Below are 12,249 nucleotides of genomic sequence, written 5' to 3' on the forward strand. Positions count from 1 at the left end.
ATGAAGAACCCCACACTGCGCGCAGCCGCCGCGGTCGCGATTCTCGGACTAGGGGTGTCGCTCGCTGCGTGCTCCAGCGGAGGTTCGAGCGAATCGTCCGACAGCGTTCGCGCCGACGCCGAGTACTCCGGCCCCCAGGTCGAGATCTCATTCTGGAACGGCTGGACGGGCGGTGCGGCTCCCGTGCTCGTTCCGCAGCTGGTCGCGGAGTTCAACGAGACCCACCCCGACATCAAGGTCAAGAGCAACGCCATGGAGTGGGCTGACATCTCGCAGAAGATGCCACTCGCCATCAAGGCAGGCAAGGGACCGGATGTCGCGGTCGGGCACGGCGATGACGTCGCTACCTACGCGGCTCAGGGCCTGCTGCTCAAGACCGACGACGTCGTCAAGGCTCTCGGCTACGACAAGAGCGACTTCCCCGAGGGCCTGATGGACGCGGGACAGTTCGACGGCAGCCAGTACGGTGTTCCGTGGAGCGTCACCCCGCTCGGTCTCTACATCAACAAAGACGTCCTGGCCAAGGCCGGGCTCGACCCCGAGACCGCTCCGACCGACGCCAAGAGCTACCTCGCCGCGCTCGACGCGCTCAAGGCGGCCGGCGTCCAGGGCGAATGGGCAGACGGCTACGTGTTCACCGGGACCTTCGAGTTCGAGTCGCTGCTGTGGCAGTTCGGGGGCGAGCTCTTCAACGAGGAGGTCACCGAGGCGACCTTCAACTCCGAGGCGGGCGTTAAGGCGCTCACCTGGATGACCGACCTCATCAAGAACGGCTACAGCCCGGCAAACGTCGCGCAGGACGGCAACATCAACGCGCTCATCGGAGGCGAGACGGCGTTCAACTGGAACGGCGTCTGGCAGACGACGAACGAGGCGCTCGACTCGGTGCAGTGGACCGCGATCCCCGTTCCGCAGATCGGAACCGAGAAGGCGGTCTGGTCGAGCTCGACCCATTGGATGTTCCCCGCGAACAAGAACCAGGACGCCGACAAGTCGGCCGCCGCGGCGACGTTCGTCAAGTGGATGAACGACAACTCCGCCCAGTGGGCGTCGACGGGCGAGCTTCCCGCGCAGAACACCGTGCGCGAAGACCCGGCCCTGCTGACCGAGTACCCGGCGCTCGCGCCGTTCCTCGAGCAGCTCGAGTACGCGCACTACGAGACCGTCTCGCCCGGCATCACCAACGCCATGGCCGAGGTCACGACCGGAGTCAACGAGGCGATGCTCGGCAAGAAGTCACCCAAGGAGGCGCTCGACGACGCGGCCGCCAAGGCGACGCAGCTGCTCAAGCAGAACAAGGCACAGTACGGTGGCTAATCCCAGCCTCCTGGCGCCGCTCCGCGGGGGCTCCGGCTCCCGCGGAGCGGCGGTCCGCCGCACCGGCGGAAACCGCACCCCGCACGGCCGTCGCACTCTCACGGCCTATCTCTTCCTAGCGCCATTCCTCGCTATCTTCCTGATCTTCGTGCTCTTCCCCGCGGTCTACGGACTGTGGATCAGCCTGCACGTGTGGAACCCGCTCCTCGACGATCATCCATTCGTCGGCCTCCAGAACTTCTTCGACCTCTTCACCCCCGGCTCCCTCACCTTCGACGACTTCTGGGAGAGCATGCGGGCCACGGGCATCTTCGTCGCCGCGAGCGTTCCACTGCTCCTCGCCGTGCCCCTCGGGATCGCGGTGCTCCTGAACCGCCGGATCAAGGGCGGCACGGTGTTCCGCGGCATCTTCTTCGCCCCGTACGTGCTCGGCGTCGCGGTGGTCAGCGTTCTCTGGCGTTACCTGCTCGACCCGCAGCTCGGAGTGGTCAACGCGGTGCTCGGGCTGCTCGGCCTTCCGTCCGACACGCCCTGGACCGTCGACGTTCCGTGGGCGTGGATCTCGCTCGTCGGAATAACGGTGTGGTGGACGCTCGGGCTCAACACCGTCATCCTGCTCGCCGGCCTCAAGGGCATCAGCCCCGACCTCTACGAGGCCGCCTCGCTCGACGGCGCCGGAGCCTGGCGCAAGTTCACGAATGTCACCCTTCCCGGACTGCGACCGGTGATGACCTTCGTCGTCACCGTCACGCTCCTCTCGTCGGCCAACATGTTCGGGCAGTCGTTCCTGATCACGCAGGGCGGTCCAGGAACCGAGACACGCACCGCGATCATGTACATCGCCAACCAGGGACTGGTGCAGAACCAGATGGGTGCCGCGACGGCGATGAGCTACGTGCTCTTCGCGATCCTCGCCGTGGTCAGCGTCTTCAACTTCCGACTCCAGCGGGACAACACGAAATGAGCACCGTGACAGAGACCATCCCACGCACGTCGCGCCGTGCCCTCGCACCCAGCGTGCTCAGCTACGTCGCGCTGTTCCTGATCTCGTTCATCATCATCGTGCCGCTGCTGTGGATGCTGCTGACATCGTTCAAGACGGACTTCGACGCCATCAACTCGCCCGCGTCGCCGTGGCCGAACCCGTTCACCATCGAGGCCTACGTCACCCTCGCGAGTGGCGACCTGCCGATTCTCCGCTGGTTCGCGAACAGTGTGATCGCCGCGACGGCTCAGACGGTGATCATCCTGGTGACGGCGTCAGCGGCCGCCTACGCGCTCGCCCGACTCGAGTTCCGGGGAAAGAGAATCGTATTCGGCGCGATCGTGGCCACACTCCTCGTTCCCGGCGTCATCTTCCTGATTCCGAACTACCTCATCGTCGACAGCTTCGGCTGGCTCGACACACTCTGGGCGATCATCGTGCCCGGGTCTGCGGGTGCCTTCGGCGTCTTCTTCCTGCGGCAGTTCTTCATCTCGCTGCCCGGGGAGATCGAAGAGGCGGCTCGCGTCGACGGCGCCGGCGACTTCCGGATCTTCTGGCAGATCATCCTTCCGCTGTCACGGCCGGCGCTGGCCACCCTCGCGGTGCTGAGCTTCCTCACCAACTGGAACGACTTCATCTGGCCGATCTACGTGCTGCTCAGCCCCGAGAACCTCACGCTGCAGCCCGGACTGTCGGTGCTGCAGGGCACGTACTCGACGCACTTCGGGATCGTGATGGCCGGTGCGGTGATCGCCTCGGTGCCAGTGCTCATCCTGTTCACGCTCGCGCAGAAGCAGATCGTCGAGAGCGTGGCGTCGTCGGGAGTGAAGGGATGACGCGCCGGGCGCGGAGTTCGCGCGTGGTGGCGGCGGGCGCGCTGCTGGCGCTGGCGCTCGCCGGGTGCGCGGTGGGGCAGGCGGATGCCCCGCCGGAAGACTCCGCGCCGACCGTTGCGACCGACGACTTCGTGATCGACCAGGACTTCCCCGATCCCGACGTGCTCGCCGTCGGCGAGCGGTTCTACGCATATGCGACGAACGGTGCCGGCTTCAACGTGCAGTCGGCCGTGTCGACCGACCTCGAGTCGTGGCAGGTGCAGGGGAGCGACGCGTTGCCCGCGCTGCCCGACTGGGCGCTGCCGGGCAAGACTTGGGCCCCGGATGTCTCGGAGTCCAGTCCCGGCGCCTACGTCATGTACTTCACTGCCGCCAGCAAGGACCCCGCGCTGCAGTGCATCGGCGTGGCGACCGCGACGAGCCCCGAGGGCCCATTCGCTCCGGTCGGCGACGGCCCGGTGGTCTGTCCGCCCGACCAGGGTGGGGCTATCGACCCGGCGACGTTCGTCGACGGCGACGGCACGCGCTACCTGCTCTGGAAGAACGACGGCAACTGCTGCGGCCTCGACACGTGGCTGCAGGTCGCCGAGCTCTCTGTCGACGGCACCGCGCTCGTCGGCGAGACGACGAAGCTGCTCATGCAGGATCAGGCGTGGGAGGGCAACCTCATCGAGGCCCCGACCCTTCTCGAGCGCGACGGCGTCTACGTGCTGCTGTACTCGGCCAATGACTACGGCGGCGACGCCTATGCGACGGGATTCGCCACCGCGTCATCCGTTCGCGGACCGTTCACGAAGGCCGAGGGTCCGCTGCTGACCACGGAACTCACCGGCGGACGCTACCTGGGCCCCGGTGGTCAGGACGTCGTGACGGCGCCGAGCAGCGACGGTGCGGGTAGCGCGGACATGCTGGTGTTCCACTCGTGGGACTCCCTGTACATCCAGCGGGGCGTGAACGTGGTGCCGCTGGACTGGACGGACGGCGTGCCGTCGGTGCAGCTGTCGGACTGACCCTGTCGGGCCGGCCCAGTTGGCCGACCCGTCGCACGTGCCACGCGCGACGCGCGAGAACATACTCGTCAGCCTGTTTTTGCTGACCGGAGGCGCTTTGAGTCCCCGTACGGGGGACTCGTCTGGGCGGTCGCCGGGGTCTAACCTCGGTGCAGAGGAACGATGGGGGCATCCGTGACTGATCTTGTAGTGCGCGTTCGCGCTGCCTCGACGGAGGAAGCGGTCGTGGCCCCCCCAGTGCAGTCCGTTCCGGCTCAGCCGGAACCCATCGAACCGGCCATCCTCGACCAGATCCACATCGAGCGGATGACGCGCGAGCTCAGCCTGCGCGACCGCGCCGCCGGGTACGCCGTTATGCAGCAGTGTCTGAAGCTGCAGGACGACCGCGAGCCCCTCTCGCGACTGGCCCAGATCTTCGGGCGCGAACCGCTGCATCCGGATGCCCGCAGCTGGTACCGCGGAGCGCTCGGCGAGATCGAGGTCGCACGCATCCTCGGGCGGCTCGACCACCAGTGGCGCGTGCTCCACGCGGTGCCGGTGGGCAGCGGCGGCGCCGACATCGACCACGTCGTCATCGGGCCCGGCGGCGTCTTCACGATCAACACCAAGAACCACACCGGCAAGAAGATCTGGGCGGGCGGCGACGGCTTCCTGGTCAACGGCCAACGGCTCGCACACATCCGCAACTCGCTCTTCGAGGCCGAGCGGGCGTCGCGGCTGCTCTCGAAGGTGACCGGCTTCCCCGTCGCCGTGACGCCGCTCATCGTGATCGTGAACCCGGAGTCGATCACCTGCAAAGACCCGAAGGTCGCGGTGCTGTCATCCAACGAGCTCTTCCGGTGGATGCGCCGACGCCCGCAGATGCAGACCAACGAGGCCGTAGCCCGCGTCTTCGCGGCAGCCGAGACCCGCACCACCTGGTGCTCGGCCAGCGAGGACCACGGCGCTCCCCGCCCGATCGTCGAGCACACCGATGCCACGGGGCACGAACTGCGGTTCGCCCGGCTGCGCGCCGAGGTGGATCGGGCCCACGTTCGTCGCAGGGCCTGGTCGCTGCTCGCCGCATCGGCCGTGCTGGTCGGCGTCGCCGCGGCCGTCGTCACTCTCGCACCCGTTCTGGCGGGCCTGATCGCCGGGCTGTAGAGCTGATTCCTCTGCCACTCTGTATTCCTGTGCCACCGCATTCCTGTGCCACCGCGAAGCTAGACCGTCTTCACCCCCGAGATCACGGCGGCCGGGTGCGTCGTATAGACACGTCCACTGGGCGCGGTCCACTCGATGTCGCCGTTCGGCAGGGAGCGCATCCTCACCCGGGTGTGCGTCTTCACCCGGTGATGCGTCTGGCACAGCATGGCGAGATTCGTCAGCGCCGTGGCGCCGCCGAGCGCCCAGTCGTCGGTGTGATCAGCGTCGCAGTTCTCCACCGACCGGTTGCACCCGATAGCGCGGCACGTCTCGTCGCGCACCCGCAGAACCGTGCGCAGATCCGACGGCACCGCGTAGGTCGTGCGGTCGTAGTCGAGAACCGCGCTCGTCACCGGATGAACCAGGATCCGCGAGAAGCTCGGCGCGTGGGCGGCGAGCTCGCGGGCGGTGTCCGCGTCGATGGGCCCGTATCCCTCGAGATTCGCCGGCTCGTCGGAACGACCGAGCAGCGTCATGACGGGCACCGTCACCAGCACCCGGGGACGAATGCCGTGTCCCACGTCGGGCCGCTGCCCTGCCGCCCCCTCCAGCGTCGCGGCACACGTGTCGCCGGTCAGCAACAGGTCGGCGAACGCGTCGGCCCGCTTCTGCGACAGCGAGCGCTCGTCGCTGGCGCTCCTGCCCTCGCCGCTGCCGCTGCCCTCGCCGCTGCCGCTGCCGCTGCCGCTGCCGCTGCTGCCGTCGTCGCCGCCACGTCCGCCGTTGCCGTCACCTCCGCTGCCCGCGCCCTTCGGCTGCCCGAGCCCGATGTGCGTGAGCCGGTCGTAGATCGCGTGCGCGACCTCGGCGGCCAGCCGCGCGCCGACCACGGCCATGCCGTCGTCGGCGGGCTCGAGCCACACCGCACGCTCCTCGACCGCCTTCTCGTGGCGTTCGGTGATCGAAACCGGGTGCGCCTTCTCCCGCTGCCGGTTGGCGACCCTCTTGAACTGTGCGACCGTCAGCTCCTTCGCCGGGCCGAGCAGCGCATCTTCGAATGCGGCGAGCGCCTCGGCGGGCACCGACGAGCTGTTGTCGACGATCACCCGGGCGTGCTGGTAGCTGATCTCGCCCTCGTGGAGGGCGGCGATCGTGGCAGGCAGCTCGTTCACGAGAAACCTGCTCTCTGAGAGCAGGTTGCGCGCCGTGTTCTCGGGCACCCGCAGCAGCCCGACCAGCTCGAACAGCAGCTCGCGTTCGGCACGCGTCTTCGCGTCCCAGCCGTGGCTGTCGGTGTCGTCGTGCGGGTCGACCGCAGCCATCTGCTCGCTGCACCGTCGCAGCCGGTCGATGACCTCGGCCCGGTCGGCGGTCGCCGCGGCGATCGCCCTCTCTGCGGCCTCCAGCTCGTCGACGAGAGCCCTGTAGATTTCCATCATGGATTCGGGCGGTGCATCGTCGCGACCGGCTCTGACAGACGGAAGCGGGCGACCACCGCCGTCGCCGGGCGCCGACGCGGCTCCCGGGGCGGGTGATGTGTCGATGACTTTCATGCGCGCATTCAAAGCCGGGCGTCCGACATCACGACTGCCCGCAACAGGCGGCTGTGGATAGAGTGCTGGGAAACCACCGCAGTGGGGGAGAAGAGTCGTGCCCCCGCCGCCCTCCCCAAACCTGCTAAACTCCCAAGGTTGCCGTCAAACGGCCGCGGATAAAGAGAGCTGGCACACACTGTGACCGGCACCGCGCAACGAGGGAAAGGGGTCATCTATGCCTTTAGCACCAGATGCCAAGAAAGCAATCATCGACGAGTACGCCACTCACCCTGGTGACACGGGAAGCCCCGAAGTGCAGGTCGCTATGCTGACCGCACGGATTCTGGACCTCACCGAGCACTTGAAAGAGCACAAGCACGACCACCACTCGCGTCGTGGCCTGCTTCTGCTGGTCGGCCAGCGTCGTCGCTTGCTCGGCTACCTGTCGGACGTCAACATCGAGCGTTACCGCTCGCTGATCGCGCGTCTCGGCCTGCGCCGCTAGTTCGAACCGCTAGGAACGAATCAGTTCTTGGCACGGAAGCCGTCATCCTCTCGGGTGGCGGCTTTCGTGGGTTAAATGAGGCATGCCGAATTTCATCAAGAGCCGAGCGGATGCCCCGGCCGGATTCTTCGAGGCCGAAGCGGCCGGGCTGGCCTAGCTGGCCGACGCTCCCGACGGTGTGCGCACGGCCCGGGTTCTCGCCGTGCGCCCCGGCACCATCGAGCTCGAGCGCATCGAGACCGCACGCCCGACGCTCGAGGCCGCCCGCGCGTTCGGCGCCGCCCTCGCGCGCACCCACGACGCGGGCGCGGCGGCGTTCGGCTCGCCTCCCGCCGGCTACGCCGGGCCGATGTTCATCGGACGCCGCCCGCTGACCACGGCGCGCCAGACCCGCTGGGGTCGCTTCTACGCGCGAGACCGCGTGCTGCCCTACCTGGTCGAGGCCGTGAAGGCAGACACCGTGACCGAGCGCGAGGAACGGGTCATCCGCACGGCCTGTGACCGCATCGCCGCCGGCGACTTCGACGACGCTGAGGCGCCCGCCCGCCTGCACGGCGACCTGTGGAACGGCAACGTGCTCTGGAGCGCAGAGGGAGTCGTGCTCATCGACCCCGCCGCGCACGGCGGCCACCGCGAGACGGACCTCGCGATGCTCGCCCTCTTCGGCTGCCCGCACCTCGACGAGGTGTTCGCCGCCTACGACGCCGAGATCCCGCTTCGGGCGGGCTGGCGCGAGCGGGTCCCCGTGCACCAGCTGCACCCGCTCGCGGTGCACGCGGCGGGGCACGGACGCAGCTACGGCGTCGCGCTCGTCGAGGCGGCGGAGGCGACGCTCGCGCTGTAGCGCCCGCGGTTAGACGGCGATGTAGCCGCGGTCAGCTCGCGCTGCAGCGCGTACCCTAGACAGGTAGAGCAACGGAGGCACTGTGAGCATCCGGGCCGACGTCCGCAGCCTGTTCGAGCTGCGCCCCAGCCCCGTGCGCTGGCCCATCGCCCTCCAGGCGGCGGTGGCCATCGGCATACCCACCGTCGGGTTCTCGCTCGCCGGCCGCAGCGACCTCGGCCTCCTCGCCAGCACCGGCGGGTTCCTCTCGCTCTACCTCACCGGCCGCAGCCGCCGCGAGCGCGCCGCGAAGCTCCCGCTCATCGCTGCCGGCCTCGTGGCATCCGCGGTCGTCGGCGTCCTCGCCAGCGGCAGCCTGCTCGGCTCGCTGCTCGCGGTATTCGCCATCGCGGCCGTCAGCGCCACTCTCTGCCTCGGACTCTCGGTCGGCCCGCCCGGCGCCCTCTTCTTCGTGCTGATCGGCGGGGTCGCCACGCACCTCGCTGGCCCGCCGGCCATCCGAGGCGCCGGCATCGACGGCGGCCTCGTCGTCGGCCTGCTCGTGCTCGGCTGCGTGATCTCGTACCTCGTGGTGCTCAGCCCCCTGCTGCGGCCCGCGGTCAGGCGCCGCGACGCCGCGCTGCACGAGGAGCGGCTGCCGATGCGTTTTGTCATCGACGACATCAGCCGCGTGATCCTTCTCCGACTCGTGCTCGCGAGCGCCATCGCCGTCGCGGTCTCCGCGCCGCTCGGCCTGCCGCGCGCCTACTGGGTCATTCTCACGGTGGTGGTGATCCTGCAGAACGGGCACACCGTGCGTCTGTCGGCGCTGCGCGGCGTGCACCGCGTTCTCGGCACCTTCGTCGGCCTCGCGCTGTTCGGGCTGATCGCCCTGTTCGCGCCCGAGGGCCTCTGGCTCGCCTTCGTGCTGATGGGCCTGCAGTTCGTGGTCGAGATGGTGGTGATCCGCAACTACGGGCTCGCCCTCGTGTTCATCACCCCGCTCGCGCTGCTCATCTCCACGCAGGGCGGCCATGTGGGCGAGATCATCGCCGACCGGGTCGTCGACACCCTCATCGGAACGGCCATCGCCATGCTCGTGCTGCTCGGGGCCCTCGCACTGCGCAGGCTCAGGAGACGGCGGGGTTCCGACGCAGCATAAGCACGCTGTCGTCGATCGTGCCGGCCGAGCCGTCCGGTGCGGTGACGGGGCGCTCGACCAGCGCCTTCGTGAGCACCGTCCACTCGGCGGGCTCGAGACGCAGCGCCTCGAGCATCTCGTCGGGGGAGGGCAGCTCGACCACCTCGCCTTCGTGCGGCGTGTGGGCGGCCCAGTGCGGAACACCGGCGTGGCCGACGATGAGCAGCAGACCGTCGGATGCCACGGCGGTGGCGGCCCGCCGCAGGATCTCCTCGCGCGGAAGCTCCACGTACGAGTGCAGGAAGCTCGCCGTCACCAGGTCGTACCGGCGCGGCGGCTGCCATTCGGCGAGGTCGGCCACCACCCACTCGATGTCGTCGCCGGGCTGCTGCGCGGCGGCACCGATGGCGATCGCCGACGGGGCGATGTCGACCGCGGTAACCGACCAGCCGTTGTGCGCCAGCCAGAGCGCGTCGCCGCCCTCGCCGCAACCGAGGTCGAGCGCCGAGCCGGGTGCGACCCCGTTCACCTCGCGCTCGAGCGCGGCGTTGACCCGGCCGCTCCACGTGCGACCCCGTTCGCGGTAGCGGTTCTCCCAGTACTGTGCTGCTTCACTCGTCATGACACCACCCTGCACGGGCGGGGTAGGCTCTAGCAAATACTCGTGCCGAATCAGCAAGGAGCCACCGTGGCGGAGCTCGCACTGCAGCAGATCGGGCCGCGCCTGAAGAGCTGGCGCCAGAAGCGCAATCTCACGCTCGACGACCTGTCGCGGCTCACCGACATCTCGGCGAGCACGATCTCACGCCTCGAGTCCGGCAAGCGCGCCCCGAACCTCGAACTGGTCGTGCCGCTCGCCCGCGCGCTGCGACTCGAGCTCGACGACCTCCTGCCGCGTGTCGTGCCCGACCCCCGTGTGCCGCGGGTGACCAAGCGCATCGACCAGGTCACCTTCGAGCAGCTGTCGCCGGAGTCGTCGCCCAGCCAGGCGGCGAAGGTCACCTTCCCTCCGCCCGAGTCCGGCGCGCTGCCCGACCCCAAGGTGCACGACGGCTACGAGTGGCTCTACGTGCTCAGCGGCCGGCTGCGCCTCGTGCTCGGCGAGCACGACATCGTGATGGGGCCGGGGGAGGCCGCGGAGTTCGACACCCGCACCCCGCACTGGCTGCACTCGGCCGGGCCGGGCCCGACCGAGCTGCTCGCCATCTTCAGCAAGCAGGGCAAACGCATCCACCTGCGGGCAAAGCCGAGCGGCGCCGCTGCCGGTCTCTAGCGCGGTCTCCATAGCGCAGGAGGGCCCACTCGCAGAAGCCCCACCCTTTTTTCTGCCCGGGTGCATCCAAACAGGGCCCTCCGAGGGAAGTACCTAGTACACGACGCCGCAGCACTCGCTGGTCTACGGCGCAACGACACTAGGAGGATGCAGTGCGCAGAACACTGATTGCCGGCACCGCCGCCGGATGCATCGCCGCGCTGGGGCTCGTCGCAACCCCGGCGAACGCCATCTCACCCACGACCGCAGACCTGTATGTGCTCCACGCGGTTCCCGACACTCCCGTCGACGTCTACGTCAACGGGGCGCTCACCCTCGACGACTTCCAACCGGGCGACCTCGCCGGACCCCTCGACCTGCCGGCGGGAAGCTACTCGGTCGCGATCACGGCGGCCACGGCGACCGACGCGAGCGCGCCCGTCATCGGCCCGATCGACCTCGTGCTGGCGGCCGGCACCAGCTACACGGCGGTCGCGCACCTCAGCGCGGCCGGCGCACCGACGGCGACGCTCTTCACCAACGACATCGCGAAGACCGCCCCGGGCCAGGGTCGGCTCACGGTGCGGCACGTGGCCGCGGCACCGTCGGTCGACGTGCTAGCCGGTGGAGCGCCCGTGATCACCGCTCTCACCAACCCGAACGAGGCGAAGCTCGACCTCCCGGCGGGCACGATCTCGGCCGCCGTCGCCGCGACGGGCACAACCACCCCGGTGCTCGGACCGACGGATGTCGCGGTGCAGGAGGGCGTGAACACGATCGTCTACGCGTGGGGCAGCCTCGAAGACGAGAACCTGGCCGTCGCCGTGCAGACCATCGGCGGCCTGCACACGCCTCCCGCCGGAGTCCCGGCGGGCGAGGCCGGACTCGCGGCCGACAACGGGCCGGTCGGCCTCGGCACCTGGAGCTCCTCGGTGCTCTGGGGATCGACCGGCCTGCTGATCCTGGCGGCCTTCGCCGGGGCGGCCGTGCTGGCCCGCAGGGCGGCGCCCGTGCGCTCGCGATCGGCTGACGGCGATCGCTGAAGAACGGAGGGTACGGATGCTTCGCCCGCTCGCACTCGCGGGTGCCGCAGTCGCGCTCCTCCTGACCGGATGCTCCTTGAACCCAGCCTCGGAGCATCCGGTCCCCACCGGCGCACTGCCCACCGCCGAGCCGAGCCCGACCGCGACGACACCGCCCGTCCCCGAGGTGCCGATCCAGGGCACCGCGAACACCCCGGCACGCGCCGCCGTGCCGCCGGTGCGGGTGACCGTGCCCGACGCCGGCATCGACATCGCGATCGAGCCGGTGGGCGTGCTCGGCAACGGCGAGATGGAGCTGCCAGCAGACACGAGCATCGCGGGCTGGTACGAGTACGGCCCTGACCCGGCGAGCGCGACGGGGGCGACGATCCTCGCCGCGCACGTCGACTCCCTCGTGTACGGCCTCGGACCGTTCTCCCGCCTGCGGGACCTCGCCGCCGGGGCCCCGGTCGGCGTCACGACCGCCGACGGCGCGGTGCACCGGTACTCGATCGAGTCGATCACCCGGGTCGCGAAGGAGGAGATCGCGCTCGACACCGTCTTCGACCGCACCGGTCCGGCCCACCTCGTGCTGATGACGTGCGGCGGCCAGTTCGACTACGAGACGGGGCACTACCTCGACAACATCCTCGCCAGGGCCGTTCCCGTGGCCGGGTGAGGGAGGCCGTCGCGAGATG

Annotated in this window: 12 protein-coding genes and 1 pseudogene; 11 read left to right on the plus strand and 2 right to left on the minus strand. The window is 69.4% G+C overall.

Going from position 1 to position 12,249, the window contains the following annotated elements; genetic code table 11:
• The 5 genes from ABIE21_RS02060 (at position 1) to ABIE21_RS02080 (ending at position 5,291) form a co-directional block, all read left to right on the plus strand.
• Positions 1-1,317, plus strand: coding sequence for an ABC transporter substrate-binding protein (locus ABIE21_RS02060; protein WP_354023123.1), 1,317 nt, complete (start codon positions 1-3; stop codon positions 1,315-1,317).
• Positions 1,310-2,281, plus strand: a complete 972-nt coding sequence (locus tag ABIE21_RS02065; protein ID WP_354023124.1) for a carbohydrate ABC transporter permease — start codon at positions 1,310-1,312, stop codon at positions 2,279-2,281. The genes ABIE21_RS02060 and ABIE21_RS02065 overlap by 8 nt, the downstream gene beginning before the upstream one ends.
• Positions 2,278-3,138 carry a carbohydrate ABC transporter permease gene (locus tag ABIE21_RS02070; RefSeq protein ID WP_354023125.1) on the plus strand — a complete coding sequence of 287 codons (861 nt, stop codon included), beginning with the start codon at positions 2,278-2,280 and terminating at the stop codon, positions 3,136-3,138. Before ABIE21_RS02065 ends, ABIE21_RS02070 begins: the two co-directional genes overlap by 4 nt.
• The gene (locus ABIE21_RS02075) at positions 3,135-4,148 is read left to right on the plus strand and encodes a glycoside hydrolase family 43 protein (protein WP_354023126.1); all 1,014 of its coding nucleotides are present in this window, start codon (positions 3,135-3,137) and stop codon (positions 4,146-4,148) included. Before ABIE21_RS02070 ends, ABIE21_RS02075 begins: the two co-directional genes overlap by 4 nt.
• 225 nt (positions 4,149-4,373) lie before the next feature.
• Positions 4,374-5,291 (plus strand): nuclease-related domain-containing protein, encoded by a 918-nt coding sequence (locus ABIE21_RS02080; protein WP_354023127.1) that lies wholly within the window; start codon positions 4,374-4,376, stop codon positions 5,289-5,291.
• 59 nt (positions 5,292-5,350) lie between these two features.
• Here the strand turns inward: ABIE21_RS02080 and ABIE21_RS02085 are convergent, their stop codons facing one another.
• Entirely contained in the window at positions 5,351-6,709 is a 1,359-nt protein-coding gene (locus tag ABIE21_RS02085; protein ID WP_354023128.1) for an HNH endonuclease signature motif containing protein, read from the minus strand.
• A 334-nt stretch (positions 6,710-7,043) separates the two neighbouring features.
• Between ABIE21_RS02085 and rpsO the strand changes: the two genes are divergently transcribed.
• The 3 genes and pseudogenes from rpsO to ABIE21_RS02100 all read left to right on the plus strand — a co-directional run bounded on the left by rpsO (position 7,044) and on the right by ABIE21_RS02100 (position 9,298).
• Positions 7,044-7,313 carry a 30S ribosomal protein S15 gene (gene rpsO / locus ABIE21_RS02090; protein ID WP_184234419.1) on the plus strand — a complete coding sequence of 90 codons (270 nt, stop codon included), beginning with the start codon at positions 7,044-7,046 and terminating at the stop codon, positions 7,311-7,313.
• Between the two features lie 82 nt (positions 7,314-7,395).
• A pseudogene (locus ABIE21_RS02095) lies at positions 7,396-8,157 on the plus strand (fructosamine kinase family protein).
• 82 nt (positions 8,158-8,239) lie between these two features.
• Positions 8,240-9,298 carry an FUSC family protein gene (locus ABIE21_RS02100; RefSeq protein ID WP_354023130.1) on the plus strand — a complete coding sequence of 353 codons (1,059 nt, stop codon included), beginning with the start codon at positions 8,240-8,242 and terminating at the stop codon, positions 9,296-9,298.
• Here the strand turns inward: ABIE21_RS02100 and ABIE21_RS02105 are convergent.
• The gene (locus ABIE21_RS02105; RefSeq protein WP_354023131.1) at positions 9,267-9,899 is read right to left on the minus strand and encodes a class I SAM-dependent methyltransferase; all 633 of its coding nucleotides are present in this window, start codon (positions 9,897-9,899) and stop codon (positions 9,267-9,269) included. The two genes, ABIE21_RS02100 and ABIE21_RS02105, sit on opposite strands and share 32 nt — an antisense overlap.
• Before the next feature lie 42 nt (positions 9,900-9,941).
• On the opposite strand from ABIE21_RS02105, the gene ABIE21_RS02110 reads away from it, so the two are divergent.
• From ABIE21_RS02110 to ABIE21_RS02120, 3 genes are all read left to right on the plus strand, one after another.
• Positions 9,942-10,550, plus strand: a complete 609-nt coding sequence (locus ABIE21_RS02110; RefSeq protein WP_354023132.1) for a helix-turn-helix domain-containing protein — start codon at positions 9,942-9,944, stop codon at positions 10,548-10,550.
• Between the two features lie 152 nt (positions 10,551-10,702).
• Positions 10,703-11,572, plus strand: a complete 870-nt coding sequence (locus ABIE21_RS02115; RefSeq protein WP_354023133.1) for a DUF4397 domain-containing protein — start codon at positions 10,703-10,705, stop codon at positions 11,570-11,572.
• A gap of 16 nt (positions 11,573-11,588) precedes the next feature.
• Positions 11,589-12,230, plus strand: a complete 642-nt coding sequence (locus ABIE21_RS02120; RefSeq protein WP_354023134.1) for a class F sortase — start codon at positions 11,589-11,591, stop codon at positions 12,228-12,230.
• The last annotated feature ends 19 nt before the right edge of the window (positions 12,231-12,249 follow it).

This window comes from Conyzicola nivalis (genome assembly GCF_040548875.1).
Lineage (GTDB): Bacteria > Actinomycetota > Actinomycetes > Actinomycetales > Microbacteriaceae > Conyzicola > Conyzicola nivalis_A.